The sequence below is a fragment of the Aggregatibacter kilianii genome (assembly GCF_003129965.1).
GTDB lineage: Bacteria > Pseudomonadota > Gammaproteobacteria > Enterobacterales > Pasteurellaceae > Aggregatibacter > Aggregatibacter kilianii_A.
In genome coordinates this window covers 21,238-37,238 of record NZ_NRCJ01000015.1, presented here as the reverse complement: position 1 = coordinate 37,238, position 16,001 = coordinate 21,238, and the positions used below count along the sequence as shown (strand labels likewise).

The 16,001-nt window shown below is 47.7% G+C and carries 14 protein-coding genes; 1 reads left to right on the top strand and 13 read right to left on the bottom strand.

Going from position 1 to position 16,001, the window contains the following annotated elements; all coding sequences use genetic code 11:
• Positions 1–4 precede the first annotated feature (4 nt).
• The 13 genes from rlmD to ilvG all read right to left on the bottom strand — a co-directional run bounded on the left by rlmD (position 5) and on the right by ilvG (position 15,026).
• Positions 5–1,321 (bottom strand): 23S rRNA (uracil(1939)-C(5))-methyltransferase RlmD, encoded by a 1,317-nt coding sequence (gene rlmD / locus DK430_RS11085; protein ID WP_109079122.1) that lies wholly within the window; start codon positions 1,319–1,321, stop codon positions 5–7.
• 1 nt (position 1,322) lies between these two features.
• Complete coding sequence (gene recO / locus DK430_RS11080) at positions 1,323–2,009, bottom strand: DNA repair protein RecO (protein WP_239496816.1); 687 nt, start codon at positions 2,007–2,009, stop codon at positions 1,323–1,325.
• A gap of 339 nt (positions 2,010–2,348) precedes the next feature.
• Positions 2,349–3,197 carry a translation elongation factor Ts gene (tsf, locus tag DK430_RS11075; RefSeq protein ID WP_109079121.1) on the bottom strand — a complete coding sequence of 283 codons (849 nt, stop codon included), beginning with the start codon at positions 3,195–3,197 and terminating at the stop codon, positions 2,349–2,351.
• A gap of 153 nt (positions 3,198–3,350) precedes the next feature.
• Positions 3,351–4,073, bottom strand: coding sequence for a 30S ribosomal protein S2 (rpsB, locus tag DK430_RS11070; RefSeq protein WP_109079120.1), 723 nt, complete (start codon positions 4,071–4,073; stop codon positions 3,351–3,353).
• A gap of 274 nt (positions 4,074–4,347) precedes the next feature.
• Entirely contained in the window at positions 4,348–6,165 is a 1,818-nt protein-coding gene (locus tag DK430_RS11060; RefSeq protein ID WP_109079119.1) for a monovalent cation:proton antiporter-2 (CPA2) family protein, read from the bottom strand.
• Positions 6,166–6,287: 122 nt separating this feature from the next.
• On the bottom strand, positions 6,288–6,698 hold the full coding sequence (locus DK430_RS11055) for a DarG family dialkylresorcinol biosynthesis protein (protein WP_109079118.1): 411 nt from the start codon (positions 6,696–6,698) through the stop codon (positions 6,288–6,290).
• Positions 6,688–7,848: a beta-ketoacyl-ACP synthase III gene (locus tag DK430_RS11050; RefSeq protein WP_109079117.1), complete on the bottom strand. Its 1,161-nt coding sequence runs from the start codon at positions 7,846–7,848 to the stop codon at positions 6,688–6,690. Before DK430_RS11050 ends, DK430_RS11055 begins: the two co-directional genes overlap by 11 nt.
• A 2-nt stretch (positions 7,849–7,850) precedes the next feature.
• On the bottom strand, positions 7,851–8,771 hold the full coding sequence (locus tag DK430_RS11045; protein WP_109079116.1) for a hypothetical protein: 921 nt from the start codon (positions 8,769–8,771) through the stop codon (positions 7,851–7,853).
• Positions 8,772–8,926: 155 nt separating this feature from the next.
• Complete coding sequence (gene ilvA, locus DK430_RS11040) at positions 8,927–10,468, bottom strand: threonine ammonia-lyase, biosynthetic (protein ID WP_109079115.1); 1,542 nt, start codon at positions 10,466–10,468, stop codon at positions 8,927–8,929.
• A gap of 174 nt (positions 10,469–10,642) precedes the next feature.
• The gene (gene ilvD, locus DK430_RS11035) at positions 10,643–12,481 is read right to left on the bottom strand and encodes a dihydroxy-acid dehydratase (RefSeq protein WP_109079114.1); all 1,839 of its coding nucleotides are present in this window, start codon (positions 12,479–12,481) and stop codon (positions 10,643–10,645) included.
• 40 nt (positions 12,482–12,521) lie between these two features.
• The gene (locus DK430_RS11030) at positions 12,522–13,154 is read right to left on the bottom strand and encodes a hypothetical protein (protein ID WP_109079113.1); all 633 of its coding nucleotides are present in this window, start codon (positions 13,152–13,154) and stop codon (positions 12,522–12,524) included.
• On the bottom strand, positions 13,154–13,369 hold the full coding sequence (gene ilvM / locus DK430_RS11025; RefSeq protein WP_109079112.1) for an acetolactate synthase 2 small subunit: 216 nt from the start codon (positions 13,367–13,369) through the stop codon (positions 13,154–13,156). Before ilvM ends, DK430_RS11030 begins: the two co-directional genes overlap by 1 nt.
• Positions 13,370–13,373: 4 nt before the next feature.
• The gene (gene ilvG, locus DK430_RS11020; protein ID WP_109079111.1) at positions 13,374–15,026 is read right to left on the bottom strand and encodes an acetolactate synthase 2 catalytic subunit; all 1,653 of its coding nucleotides are present in this window, start codon (positions 15,024–15,026) and stop codon (positions 13,374–13,376) included.
• 155 nt (positions 15,027–15,181) lie between these two features.
• Between ilvG and DK430_RS11015 the strand changes: the two genes are divergently transcribed.
• Positions 15,182–16,000 (top strand): Cof-type HAD-IIB family hydrolase, encoded by an 819-nt coding sequence (locus DK430_RS11015; protein ID WP_109079110.1) that lies wholly within the window; start codon positions 15,182–15,184, stop codon positions 15,998–16,000.
• Position 16,001 lies beyond the last annotated feature (1 nt).

Genomic DNA, 16,001 nt, shown 5'->3' with positions numbered 1-16,001 from the left:
ATCCTTATTTTTTCCGAAATAAACTTATCGACTCCAAATGACCGGTATGTGGGAACATATCGATCATGGCGACGTTATCCAGTTGGTAGCCTGCATGGCGCAAGATTTCCGTATCTCGCACGAGTGTCGCAGGATTGCAAGAAACATACAGGATATTTTCAGCCTGTAACTGACAGAGCGCATTTAACGCAAATGCCGCTCCTGTGCGCGGCGGGTCGAGCAAAATTTTATTGAAAGGTTGCTGCGCCCAGCCTTGATTGATAAACGATTTATCCAAATCTGCTTGATAGAATTGGACATTTGTACAGCGGTTTCGTTCGGCATTTCTCCGCGCTTTTTCCACCATCGCAGAAACACCTTCGATTCCCACCGCACTTTTTACTCGGCGGGCGATGGGCAACGTAAAATTGCCCATGCCACAGAATAAATCCAGCACATGATCCTGTTCGTTGAGCGCCAGCCAATCCAAGGCGGTGTTGATCATTTGGCGGTTCAGTTCGGCGTTGATTTGAATGAAATCGCGAATATCGAATTGCAACACCGTGCCGTCATCCAGGCGATAAAAAAGCTGTTCGCCGTGCCAATGTTCGATGTCTTCCTGTTGTTGCACGAACAGCATGAGTTGGTGTTGTTCGGCAAATTTCAGCAATAAAGTGCGGTCGTTTTCGGCGACGTTTTTAATGTGTCGTAACAACATGGCGACGCCGTTGTCCGCTGCGACCAATTCGATGTGTCCCAGCTGTTGTGGGGCAGACCACCGAGTAAAAAGTGCGGTCAGTTTCGGCAGTAAATCATTGAGCGGTTGCTCCAACACCGGGCACTGTTCGATGGGAATAATCTGTTGCGAATTTTTGCGCCGTAAGCCGATATTGAGCCGTCGGGTTTTGTTATCGAACAACACGCTTAAACGTACGCGACGGCGATAATGCCAAGGCTCGCCTTGCAGTAAGGGCATGAAATGAATGGGTTCGGGCTGCAAGCGGCTGAGACGTTGAATCAGTGCTTTTTGCTTGGCGGAACGTTGTAATTCGATGGGAATATGTTGATTTTGGCAGCCGCCGCATTGGTCAAAATAAACGCATGGTGGTGTTTGGCGTTGCGGGCTTGGGCGTAAAATACGTTGTGCGACGCCCCGACCGTATTGGCGTTTTTCTTCCAACACGCGCACTTCCACGCTTTCCTGTGGCAATGCGTTTTCAATAAACCAAGTTTTGCCGTTCACTTTCGCCACGCCCAGCCCTTGATAATCCAAATCGAGGATTTGTGCGGTGAAATTGGCGGTGGTTTGCTTAGGTTTGTTGCCGCGATAAAGTAGTGCCATATTATTTTGAGTATAAGCTGTGTTGTGTAAATAATTCTCGGCTTTTCAAAGGCTTGTCACCTAAATAGGGTTTTAATGCAATGCGCGTAAAACGCTTTGCTGCCGATAATATGCTTGGGTCATCAAATTGGGTTTGCTCAAACGCCAGTAATTCGCGCCCGTAAAAGGTTAAATTATCTTTAATTAGAGAGGCAATAAAGCCTTTTTCTTCGCGGTAACGATAGGTCATATCCGCTTCCACCGCCTTGCCTGAGCCGGCGCAACGGGTGAAATCAATGCCGTAGCCGAGCGTGCGCAACAGCTGGAATTCAAAGGTGCGCAAGGCGGGTTCTACCTCGGTTTGCGACATGGCCAATTGGGTTAGGCATTGCAAGTATTGTTGAAACAGTTGCGGGTAAGCTGTTTCCGGTTCCAGCACGCGACAGATTAATTCGTTTAAATAAAAGCCGCTGTATAAGGCGACATTTTGTAGCGGCAGGGCGATAGCGGCGGGTTCCGCTTTGGTTAAGATTTTCAACTCGCCGCGCCCGCTCCAGCGCAGCAATAACGGCGTGAACGGCTGCAACACGCCTTTCAGCATGGAACGTTTCGCCCGCGCACCTTTCGCCAACACACTGATGCGCCCGAAATCTTCCGTGAGTAAATCTACCAATAAGCTGGTTTCGCTGTAAGATTTGCGATGTAGCACGAAACCGCGTTGCCAATTTTCGATGATGTCACCCTTTCGCCGATAAAAAAGTGCGCTTATTCTAGCAGATTTCACACCGCACTTTGTGGGATTTTTTAGAAGGATTTTAGAATAAAAGGGAATGGAATATAACGGAATAGCTGCAATTGTTGCAGTAGCGCAAGCGTCCCCGCTTGTGCTTTTATCGGTCCAAGCGTGGACGCTTGAACTATCAGAGATCGGCACTATTAATTCCCCCCTCAGCCTTCGGCAGCTCCCCCCGTAAACGGGAGGGAGCGAAGGAAATTAGAGCAATAAAAAAGCAGGCTTTTACACCTGCTTTTTTGCTCAAGGCATTGATTAAGCTTTGGACATTGCCGCTACTTCTGCCGCGAAGTCGGTTTCTACTTTTTCGATACCTTCGCCCACTTCTAAGCGGATGAAGTTAACCACTTCGGCGCCTTTTTCTTTTAATAAATCACCAACGGATTTAGACGGATCCATCACAAACGGTTGGCCGGTTAAGGACACTTCGCCGGTGAATTTCTTCATGCGGCCTTCAACCATTTTTTCAGCGATTTCACGCGGTTTGCCGGATTGCATCGCGATATCCACTTGGATGTTGCGCTCATGTTCAACCACATCGGCAGGTACGTCGCTTGGGTTAACGTAGTCAGGACGGCTTGCCGCGATGTGCATGGCGATGTGTTTTAATAACTCATCGTCTGCGCCTTTACCGGCAACCAATACGCCGATTTTCGCGCCGTGTAAGTAAGAACCTACTACGTCGCCTTCGATGTAAGCGACACGGCGGATTGTCATGTTTTCGCCGATTTTCGCTACTAATGCGGCACGTTTTTCTTCAAATTCCGCTTGAAGTTGTTCGATTGTCGCACCTTTGTGTGCTGCAGCATAGTCTGCCACTTCGTTAGCTAAACCTAAGAAGCCTGCGTCTTTTGCCACGAAGTCGGTTTCGCAGTTTAATTCTACAACCACGCCGAAGCCGTTTTGTACACGTGCGATGATGACACCTTCAGCGGCAACACGACCGGCTTTTTTCGCGGCTTTCGCTTGACCGGATTTACGCATATTGTCGATGGCTAATTCGATGTCGCCGTTTGCTTCAACTAATGCTTTTTTACATTCCATCATGCCTGCGCCGGTACGTTCGCGCAGTTCTTTTACTAATGATGCTGTGATTTCAGCCATTTTAAAATCCTCTGTCGATTAAAGTGCGGTGGAAAAATAAATTGTTTTTTAACCGCACTTTTAGCTCAAAAAATACAGGGAGCTACTTAGCCCCCTGAACATCAATTAATCGTCTGATTAATAAGGGCTTACGCCTTATTGCAATCGCCTGAATTATTCTGCGGCTTGCGCTAATTCTTCAGCAACCGCTTCTTCGTTACCACGACCTTCTTTGATCGCCGCAACAGCGGAAGAAAGATAAAGTTGAATTGCACGTGCTGCGTCGTCGTTACCCGGGATAACGAAATCTACGCCGTCCGGATCGGAGTTGGTATCAACGATAGCAAATACCGGAATACCCAAGTTGTTTGCTTCTTTTACTGCGATATGTTCGTGATCTGCGCCGATAACGAATAACGCATCCGGCAAACCGCCCATATCTTTGATACCGCCAAGACTTAATTCAAGTTTTTCCATCTCACGGGTACGCATTAACGCTTCTTTTTTGGTTAATTTGTCGAATGTGCCGTCTTGAGATTGGGTTTCTAAATCTTTTAAACGTTTGATGGATTGACGAACTGTTTTCCAGTTGGTCAACATACCGCCTAACCAACGGTGATTTACATAGTATTGTTGACATTCTAACGCCGCTGCTTGGACTGCATCGGTCGCTGCGCGTTTGGTACCAACGAATAACACTTTGCCGTTGTTGCCAGCAATGCGGGTTAACTCGGCTAATGCCGCGTTGAACATCGGAACGGTTTTTTCAAGGTTGATGATATGAACGCCGTTGCGCGGCCCGAAAATGAACGGTTTCATTTTTGGGTTCCAGTAACGGGTTTGGTGACCGAAGTGAACGCCTGCTTGAAGCATATCGCGCATAGAAACTTGTGCCATAATAATTTTCCTTTTGTTTGGGGTTTAGCCTCCACATATCCAGCCAATCGACCGTTTGGCACCCCGATTTAGCCTTTCTGATATGTGTGTGTTTTAGTAAATTGATTAAAAATTAAACGTTATTTTTAAACAGCAAAATAACGGCGTGCTTTATACCATAAAGTGCGGTCGGTTTCCAGCGGATTTTATGGAAAGGCGAAAATTGACATAAGAAAGCACCGTAAAAAAACACCGCACTTTATCTTCAAAAGTGCGGTGTTTTTGCGGAACGTTTTTATTCCTCTTCTTTTTCCTTCGACTTGGCTTTCAAGATAATTTCCTGAATATCCGCCGCCATTTTTTGGTCGCATTCACGGGCGATGTCGCGCATGAGCGGGTTCTGGAATTGTCCTTTATTTGGATCGTAAACTTGCGACATTAAAGCCACTTCATGGCGATCCGCGTCGAAATAATAATCGCCGATTTCTTTTACCAATTCCGGTTCCATACCTAAGCTTTCCAGCGCGCGTTTGCCTGTGCGCACGGCGGCATCAAAGGTTTCGCGGACAATTTCATCGGCGCCGGCTTCATGTAACGCAAACGTGCTGAAACGATCGTAAGCGCGGGCGATGATTTTAATATTCGGGTTTACTTCGCGGGCGAAATGCACGATGTTTGCCGCTTGCTCTTTGTTATTAATGGCGACGATAAGCATTTCCGCCTGTTCAAGCCCGGCGGCAATCAGGAATTCTCGGCGGGAGGCGTCGCCGAAATAGGATTTAATGCCGTATTCGTTGAAGCCTTTAATCATGTTCGGGTTTAAATCCACCACGGTGGTGGCGTAACCGCTGAGACGCAATAAATCGTTGACGATTTGTCCGAAACGCCCCATGCCGACAATGAGAATCGGGTGTTGTTCGTCAATTTCATCGGCAGGCAACTCTTCCGCCGTCGCTTGCGGGGCGAATTTTTCGTATAGCACCAACATAATTGGCGTAAGCACCATGGAAAGCACCACAACCGCCGTCATATTGGCATTGACGGTTTCATCGATGACTTTTTGATTAAACGCCTGCGCGAACAATACGAAGGCAAATTCACCGCCCTGCGCCATGAGTAAAGCGCGTTCAATGGCGGTTTTGTGCGTGCTTTTCGCTGCACGGGCGACGCAATAAATACAGATACCTTTGGTTAACATGAGTGCAAGCACACCCGCACCGATAAGCATCCAGTTTTCCGCCACCACGGTGAGGTTGAGCGACATCCCTACGCCAAGGAAGAACAGCCCCAGCAATAAGCCACGGAAAGGCTCAATGTCCGCTTCTAACTGATGACGGAAAGCGGATTCCGACAGCATGACGCCTGCGACAAACGCGCCCATCGCTTGCGATAAGCCCGCTTCTTCCATCAGCAATGCGGAACCTAACACCACAAATAAGGCGGCGGCGGTCATCACTTCACGCGCTTTGGAATTGGCTAAAATGCGGAATACCGGATTCAGAATAAAACGACCGATAAACACCAACACGGCTAAGGCGACCAAGGCGATGGCGGCGGATTCCCACCAAGACATGGTGCTTTCGGTTTCTAACGGGGAAAGGTAGGTGATGACGGCTAATAACGGGACGATTAACAAGTCTTCAAATAATAAAATCGATACCATTTTTTGCCCGGCACGGGTTGAAAGCTGTTTGCGCTCGCCCAACACCTGCATCACGATGGCTGTGGAGGTGAGCACGAAGCCGGAGGAGCAAATGAACGCCACTTCCCACGAAATGCCGAATTGAACGGAAACCAGCGTCATTAAAATGGCGGAAAGCACCACCTGCAAACTACCGAGTCCGAAAATCTGTTTGCGTAGGCTCCATAAATGGGACGGCTTCATTTCCAAACCGATCACGAATAAGAACATGACCACGCCGAATTCCGCAATGTGCAAAATTGCGTGGGAATCGGTCACCAGTTTTAAACCGAACGGCCCGATCACTAAACCCGCTGCCAAATAACCGAGCACCGAGCCCAAGCCGATACGTTTAAACAACGGCACCGCGACTACCGCCGCGCCCAATAAAACGACAACGCGGATTAAATCCCCCGCACTATGTGCTTCCATCTGTTTCCCCCGAAATGAATTTATGGCTATGATTGTTAAAAAGCCGTTTATTCTAGCGTTTTTTTGATGTATTGCCGAGGAAATGTGAGCGTTTGGTGATAGGTTTTATAAATTTTTTTATTCTAGATGTTTTTCATTTCTTCCAATGTTTCGCGTAATGCTAGTTTTTGAACCCCAAACACCTCCGCATATCTCTCCAACACCTTATCCGACAACTTCGCAAACACGCTTGGTTTAAAGTGGCGTTTGATTTGCCATTGCCAGAAGCCGGTGGCTTGGGAGAGACCGATGAGATCGAAACGGTAGCGGTACATGTAGTAAAAGAGCGGTGATTTTTCGCCGCGTTTTACGGCGTTTAGCGCTTCGGCAGTGAGTTGATTGAGTTCTTCCACTGCTTGTTCTGTGGCGAATTCTTCCGTTTCCCAGCCGTTGCTGGTGGCGGTTTGGTAGTTGCCGTTTTGGGTGGCATAGATAACTTTGCGCTGTCCCTTGAAAATTTTGCTATCGTCTTGCGGAATGTCGTTAACGTCCATCTATCACCTCAAGCAGCATAAAGCAGGACGAAAAACGTCCGCTTTCCGGAATGTAACACAGGATTTTTTGTCCGTTTTTGAGTGCGTGTTTTTCTAAAAATTCCTGCAAAATAATATAGATAGAAGCAGAGCCCGTATTGCCTTTGGTTTCCAGATTGGTGAACCATTTTTCCTGTGGGATCACAAAATTGATGTTTTTCAGCCCGTCCAGTAATTTATCGCGGAAAAAGCCGGAGGAATAGTGCGGCAGGAAATAGTCAATGTCTTCGGCTTTGAGATGGTGTTTTTCGATTGAACGCAACAGCGCATTTTCTACCGTGTAGCGCACGATATTTTCATTGAGTAATTTCACATCCTGTTTTACCGACATAAGACTACGCGCATCGCGTTCATCTTTCATCACATTTTTCCAACTGACAAATTGATGACCTTGTATTTCTGCGCCGGCATACATACACACGGGCATTTCGTTGGCGTAAGAAATCAGATCTATCCAGTGAATTTTCAGGCTGATACCTTGCGGATTCGGTTTGTTACCGAGTTGTACCGCACCCGCACCGTCAGACAGCATCCAACGTAGAAAATCTTTTTCAAAACCGATTTCCGGTTTGGTGTCTTCCAGTTGTTTTTGGTTAATTTCCGCTTGAAAATGCTCACCCCGCATAATCGCCGAGGCGGTTTCGGACGCTACGGCGATAGCGCCTTGATGTTCGCCCGTGCGGATGGCGTTATAAGCATGTTTCATCGCCGCCATGCCGGCTACACAAATGCCGGCGGCACTGAGCACTTCATAGGCGGGCGCATTGGGGATTAACCCGTGTATCATCACGCCTTGACCGGGCATGATTTGATCAGGATAGGATGTGCCACAGGCAAGACAACTGACTTCATTGACATCCATACCTTGTGCGATCAGGTGTTTGATTGCTTCCGCTGCCAGTTCGGAGCCGCTGTGCGTGGCGGCGCGGGTGTGCGGATCAATGGCGTAATAACGGGTTTTTATGGCGTTAGAACGTAAAATCATTTTGCGCAGGCGGGAAGGCACATCCCCTACCATGCCTAATACTTGTTCCATGTGATCGTTATCAACGGGGTGATTCGGCAGAAAAACACCGACACGATTGATATAAACATCAGTTAATGCAGTCAAATTTATTCCCCTGAAGGCTCGGCAAAATAGCGTTTTTGGCGCGCTAATTTTTCTTTTAATAATGGTTTAAGTAAGCGTTTAATGACCGCAGAAAGCGGTACGACGGTGAGGATTAGTATAATTAAAAAGCCGATATAAAAATAGAGCATGGCATTGCGAAAACGCGGTGAAATCCGACCGCACTTTAACAGCAATTTGCCCCATAGATAAAAACTGCGATGACCGACTTTTTCGCTCATCATCAATTTTTCGTCGATTTTCACCGCGCCCATATCACGGAAAAGCGCGGTATCCAACGGTTGATGTGCCCGTAAGGTTTCCGCCAATTTTGCGCCGAAACGTTGCATATCCTCAAGCTCGTGATCGCTAATGCCGGCACTCGGCAACCATGAAAAATAACGTTTTTCGCCGCTCAGCATCCAGGCGGGCGTGGTGATAAAGCTCGCCCAAGCGTTGGATTGGTCGGTTTTAACAATATTGCCGATTAGGTTCGCACCAAGTGCGGTCAACATTTTCTTCATTTTTTCTTGTGCCATCAGCCACATATTGCGACAACCGATCAGCGTAATCACCGGTGTGTCTTTCAGCGTTTTCGCTTGTTCGCTTTGCAAAAACGCCGTTATCGGTTGTGATGGCGAGAGAAACCAGACGCTGTAAGCGATGACCACCAAATCATATTTTTCCCGCTGTAATTTTGGCGTCTCAATCGGTGCCGGTTTTAAATGTACGGATTCGGGAAATTGATTAAAAAATTCAATAAATTTCCACGGAAAAGCGTAGGGCGTTAACGGGCGCACCTGACATTCTTCAACGGTGATGTTTCCAAGTTGTTTTAGCGGTTGCAGAAAGTTTTCCGTCAGCGTATTAAGCTGCCCGGTTTGCGAATAAGAGACCACTAAAATCTGTTTTTGAGGTTCGGACATAGATTAAAAAAAGTAAATTGAATTCGGGAAAGAAAGGCGCATTCTATCTTATTTACGGCGGATTTTTAATCGTTTTGTGAAAGGGGAAAGAAGAAACACCGAAAAAATTAACCGCACTTTTCAGCCGAAAGTGCGGTTAAAAATTCGAGCGTTTTTTAACGTAAGAAATAACGATAGGATTTGCTGTCGCTCACGTCTTGATACACATAGCCCAGTTGTTCCAACGCCTGTTCAAAGTCGGCAACGTTGCCTTGTTCCAATTGGAAGCCGGCAAGAATATTGCCGTAATCCGCACCGTGGGCGCGATAATGGAAAAGGGAAATGTTCCAACGTGTGCCGAGGGTTTCAAGGAATTTTAACAGTGCGCCTTTTTGCTCCGGAAATTCAAAGGTATAAAGGCGTTCGCCGTGGTTGGTGACCCGTCCGCCCATTAAATAACGAACGTGGGTTTTCGCAATATCATCGTCGGACATATCTTCCACATCGAAACCGTTTTTCGTGAGATCGGCGATAATATCTGCTTTTTCTTGCTCATTTGTGGTACGAACACCGACAAACACGCAAGCGCGTTTATCATCGGCATAGCGGTAACTAAATTCCGTTACCGCACGGCTGCCCAGCACATGGGCGAATTTTAAGAAGCTGCCCGGTTGTTCCAGCATGGTCACCGCAAGTAAGGCTTCGCGATTTTCACCGATTTCGCAACGCTCGGAGACATAACGCAAGGTGTGGAAATTCAGGTTCGCACCGGACAAAATCGCTGCCATGTTTTTGCCTTGAATCCCATGCTGTTTCACATATTTCTTCAAGCCAGCCAAGCCTAATGCGCCCGATGGTTCTGCCACGGCACGGACGTTTTCAAACAAATCTTTCATGGCTGCGCACACTTCGTCGCTGTCCACCAACACTATATCGTCTAAATATTGTTGGCATAAACGGAAGGTTTCATCGCCGATGCGTTTTACCGCCACACCGTCGGCAAATAAGCCCACGTGCGCCAAATCCGTCGGTTCGCCTTTGTCGAGCGCAGCTTTTAAGCAGGCGGAATCTTTAGATTCCACGCCGATAACTTTGATTTCCGGCATAAACTGTTTCAGCAAAATCGCCACGCCTGCGGCGAGACCACCGCCACCGACTTGCACGAACACATAATCTAAATCCGCCACCTGCTGCAACATTTCCATGGCGAGTGTGCCTTGTCCGGCAATCACCAAGGGATGATCGAAAGGCGGAATAAACGTCATGTGCTTTTCTTTGGAAAGTTCCACCGCTTTCGCTTTGGCTTCATCAAAATTTGCGCCGTGCAACAATACTTCACCGCCAAAACCACGCACCGCATCCACTTTGATGCTCGGTGTGTTTTGTGGCATCACGATGAGCGCTTTCAAGCCAAGTTGTTTAGCCGATAACGCCACGCCTTGTGCATGGTTGCCTGCTGACGCAGCAATCACGCCGGCGGCTTTTTGCTCCAGCGAAAGGCTGGAAATCATGGCATAAGCACCGCGTAGCTTGAAGCTGTTGACGGGCTGGCGATCTTCGCGCTTGATCCAAATATTGTTGTGTAAACGTTCAGAAAGTTTCCCCATTTTTTGTAATGGCGTGACTTGCGCGGCTTCATACACGCGCCCGCCAAGTTTTACGATAGCGTTGATGTAGTCGCTTTGGGTGGGTTGTGGGTTGGTGAGTAGGGTTTTCATGGTGTTATTTATTATAAAGTGCGGTTGATTTTTCCTTCAAATTTTATGCTCCCCCTCTTTAATAAAGAGGGGGCTGAGGGGAGATTTTGACAATATAAAATCCAATTATGAGGTTGAAATTACGCCTGCCAAATCTCCCCTAACCCCTCTTTGCTAAAGAGGGGAATGATTTCATTATTTCAACAATGTTTTATCACGCACCGCGCCTTTATCCGCCGATGTCGCGAAATGTCCGAACACTTTCAACGCGAAGGAAACCTCACGTTGGCGGTTTGCAGGCTGCCAGCCTTTTTGATCTTGCTCGGCACGGCGTACGGCAAGTTCTTCATCGCTGATAGCAAGGTTAATCGCGCGGTTTGGAATGTCGATGTTGATGGTATCGCCATCACGCACTAAACCGATTGCACCGCCGGAAGCCGCTTCCGGTGAAGCGTGTCCGATAGACAAACCTGATGTACCGCCGGAGAAACGTCCGTCCGTTAAGAGCGCACATTTTTTACCTAAGCCCATAGATTTTAAGTAGCTGGTCGGGTAAAGCATCTCTTGCATACCCGGGCCGCCTTTCGGGCCTTCATAGCGAATGATCACCACGTGACCTTCTTTCACTTTGCCGCCTAAAATGCCGGCGACCGCATCTTCTTGGCTTTCAAAGACGATGGCTTTACCGGTGAATTTCCAGATGGATTCATCTACGCCTGCGGTTTTTACGATACAGCCGTCTTCGGCGATATTGCCGAATAACACCGCCAAGCCGCCTTCTTGTGAAATGGCGTTTTCTTTGTTACGGATACAGCCGTTTACGCGGTCGTTATCTACGGTATCCCAACGGCAATCTTGTGAGAAGGCTTGCGTGGTACGAATACCCGCAGGACCGGCGCGGAAGAATTTGAGTAATTCTTCGTCTTGGTTGCGGATGATGTCGTATTGGTCAAGTTGTTCGCCCATACTCATTCCTAACACGGTGTGCGTATTTTTGTGGATTAAGCCCGCACGGTCTAATTCGCCCAATAAGCCCATAATACCGCCTGCGCGGTGAACGTCTTCCATATGGTATTTGTTGGTGTTCGGCGCGATTTTGCTCAAGCAAGGCACTTTACGGGATAAGCGGTCGATGTCTTCCATTTTGAAGTCCACGCCCGCTTCTTGTGCGGCAGCGAGTAAGTGCAACACTGTGTTACTTGAACCGCCCATGGCGATGTCTAAACTCATCGCATTTTCAAAGACATCGAAGGTGCCGATTGAACGTGGCAATACGCTTTCGTCGTCTTGTTCGTAGTAGCGTTTGCAAAGCTCGACGATTTGACGACCGGCTTTTAAGAAAAGCTCTTTACGGTCTGCGTGGGTGGCAAGCATTGAGCCGTTACCCGGCAAGCTTAAACCTAAGGCTTCCGTTAAGCAGTTCATGGAGTTCGCGGTGAACATACCGGAGCAAGAACCGCAAGTTGGGCAAGCAGAACGCTCAATCGCATCAATGCGTTCATCTGAAACGTTCGGATCGGCGGCTTCGATCATCGCATCAACCAAGTCTAAGCGAATGAGTTGATCAGAAAGCTTGGTTTTCCCCGCTTCCATCGGACCGCCTGAAACGAAAATCGCCGGAATGTTCAAACGCATTGCCGCCATTAACATTCCCGGGGTGATTTTGTCGCAGTTGGAAATACACACCATAGCGTCCGCACAGTGCGCGTTCACCATGTATTCCACAGAGTCCGCAATTAAGTCACGGCTTGGAAGCGAATAAAGCATCCCGCCGTGTCCCATCGCGATACCGTCGTCCACTGCGATGGTGTTAAATTCTTTCGCCACGCCGCCTGCTTTTTCAATTTCTTTTGCGACGAGCTGCCCCATATCTTTTAAGTGAACATGCCCCGGCACGAACTGGGTAAACGAGTTCACCACCGCGATAATCGGTTTGCCGAAGTCATTTTCTTTCATTCCTGTAGCACGCCACAAAGCGCGCGCGCCCGCCATATTACGACCTTGTGTGCTGGTCGCTGAACGTAGTTTTGGCATAAATAATCTCTCCAAGTAAATTTTTTAGGGTTCGTTTGTATTATTTAGATAATGAATCTACTGCCTGAAATGGCAAAGAAATAATCGCTAATGGAATCATCACAACCGCACCAATCGTAAACACAGCTAATAATTCCGCAGATGGTGCATCAGGTCCTTTATCAAATTCTCTAGTGTTTTTATATTCAATAAAATTTGTTTTTAATGGTCTAGACAGTTTTCCTTTAGTCAATATTTCATCTTTATTTTGAAGCTCTATAATCTCCCCATTGCTTATATGAAAAAGTAATTTAGGATTTGCTTCATCAGATTTATAAACATCACGTTTATTGAATAACTCTTCTTTTCTTTTTTGAGTCAATTTTTTGCTATCAAGCTCAATAAATATGACTGATTCAATTTTATGATCTTCAGCATTTCTCTCAATTCTATCTATGCTTGCTTTTTTAAAAGCTTTCATATCTTGAGAATTTAAAAAATCAATGAAATCTTGCACATTTTTAGATTCAGAAGAAGAGAATTGATAGTTGTTTAAATTACCAATGGCATAAATATTATTGTTTGCAATAAAAAAGGCTTGAATAACCTCTGTTTGCTTAGATATTTCTTTTTTATTGGTCGTACACCCAAAAACAAAGAAAATAGAGAAAACAAATAATATAAATTTTTTCATTATCTTACCTCAATCACATCATAAATCTTCTCCAACTGACTCACTAACAATTCCAAAGTGCGGTCAGATTTTACGGTGAATTTTAACCGCACTTTGTCGTCAATCAGTTCCATTTCCATTTTTGTCACAGTGAAGCCGCGATGGCGGGCGACGCGGAGAATGCGTTCCAGCACTTCGGGGCGATGTTGGGCGGTGAGTTCGATTTGGTGTTCCATGGGGTTACTCCATACTTTCCAACATATCTGCGTTGCATGCGCCCGGCGGCACCAGCGGCCATACGTTTTCGTCGGAATGAATGCAAATATGTAATAAATAGGCTTCTTGACTGGCGAGCATGCGATCTAGCGCGGCTTCCACCTGATGTGCCGAGGTGATGCGTTCGCCCTGAATGCCGAAGGCGGAGGCGAGCACCACGAAATCCGGGTTGTCGTCTAAAATGGTGTTGCTGTGGCGGGCGTTGAAAAACAGGGATTGCCATTGGCGCACCATGCCCAGGCGTTGGTTGTCCATCAGCACGATTTTAATCGGTGCTTTGCCCCGTTTGATGGAACCGAGTTCCTGAATGTTCATCATGATGGAGCCGTCGCCGCTGACTAAAATCACTTCATCCTGCGGGCGGGCTTTTTTTGCGCCGATGGCGGCGGGCAGGCCGAAGCCCATAGTGCCGAAGCCGGCGGAGGTGATGAAGTTTTCCGGTGCGTGATGTTGAATATGTTGCGCCGACCACATTTGATGTTGCCCGACGTCCGTGACCACAATCGTATCAGGCATTTTTTTGTTGGACAGGCTGTTAAGCAGCCAAAGCGGGTTGATTAACTGTTCGCCGATATTTTCGCCGTAACGGAAAGCGTATTGGGTTTTGTGTTCCAGCACGGTTTGTTGCCAAGGGGAAATGTTTAACGGCACGCTGAGGGTTTCCAGCGTTTGAATGAGGTCGCCGCGTAAGGCGATATTCGGACGGCGTAATTTGCCTAATTCGGCGCCGTCGATATCCACATGAATCACTTTGGCGTGTGGCGCGAAGGTGTCCAGTTTGCCGGTCACGCGATCATCAAAACGGGCGCCGAACACCAGCAATAAATCTGCTTCTTGCGTAATGTAGTTAGCGGCTTTGGTGCCGTGCATGCCGAGCATGCCTAAATAGTACGGATCGTCGGCGGATACGGCGCCCAAGCCTTTTAAGGTGACTACACTCGGCATTTGGGTGGTATGTAGAAAATATCGCAATGCCGGCACCGCACCCGCCATGCCCACACCACCGCCGATATAAGCGACAGGGCGTTGTGCTTCTTGTAATAAGCCTAGGGCTTGCGCTAAATGCGCCTCGTGAAGTGCGGTGGTTTTTTGCGGTGAATTGACGATAGGCTTCGCTACGGTCGGTGCAATTTGCACGTCTTTCGGTACGTCGATCAACACCGGTCCCGGTCTGCCGCTTTGTGCGATTTCAAAGGCTTTGGCGAGAATTTCCGGCAGTTCTTCAATATTCTGTACGATGAAGCTGTGTTTGGTGCAGGCAAGGGAAAGCCCTAATACGTCCGCTTCCTGAAAGGCGTCGGTGCCGATAAGCGGCGAGGCGACTTGTCCGGTAATGGCGACGATCGGAATGGAATCCATTAAGGCATCGCCGAGGCCGGTGATGAGATTGGTTGCACCCGGCCCGGAGGTGGCGATACACACGCCCACTTTGCCCGATGCGCGCGCATAGCCGATTGCCGCCATGGCGGCGCCCTGTTCGTTGCGACAGAGCAGATGATCTAAACCGGAATCATAGATGGCATCGTAGGTTGGCATGATGGCGCCGCCGGGATAGCCGAAAATTGTGTCCACATTATGTGCTTTTAAGCACTCGATTATTAAATTTGCACCGTTCATACTTACGATAACTTCTATTTTGAGGGAGGAATTTTTTTACTGCGTGAAAGATTTAATCTTTTATTACATTTCTTGAAAAAATTCAAGGAAAGCACGAATATTTTTGCTCAAAATTTGTTACCATTAGCCATTCATTTTCTTTGAGGTAATAAATCATGCAAAAACTGCCTTACCGCGCCATTGTTTCCGACATGGACGGTACATTACTTAACGGACACCATGTGGTCGGTGATTTTACCGCGCAAACGCTGGAGCGCTTGTACGACAACAAGGTGGATATCGTGCTTGCCACCGGGCGTAATTATTTTGATGTGTCCAGCATTTTGAAGAAAACCAAAGTGAAGGACGCGGTGCTGATTACCTCAAACGGCGCACAGGCGCATAATCTGCACGGCGAGTTGCTGCTCAATAATTCCCTGCCTGAAACCATTGCCTATCAAATCATGAACCTGCCTTTTGACGACACACGGGTTTGCGTCAACAGCTATCAGGCGGAAGGTTGGTTTATCAACAAAGACATTCCCGAACTGGCGAAATATCACAAAGATTCCGGTTTTACCTACGACATTGTGGATTTTAAACGGCACCACGGCAGAGATACGGAAAAAGTGTTTTTTATCGGGCGCACGCCGGCAGATTTAGTGGAGCTCGAACAACGTATTCGTAAGGATTTCGGCGAACAAATCAGCATGACCTATTCCACGCCGATTTGTTTGGAAGTGATGAATAAAAATGTGTCAAAAGCCACCGCACTTGCACAGGTGATCGGACAACGGGAATACGGTTTGCAGGATTGTATCGCTTTCGGCGACGGCATGAACGACGTGGAAATGCTGGCGGAAGTGGGCAAAGGTTGCATTATGGGCAACGCCGATCCGCGTTTGGTACAAGCCTGTCCACAACTGGAAGTGATCGGCCGCCACGGACATGAAGCGGTGGCATCCTATTTGCGTGCGATTTACGGCATTTACTGAT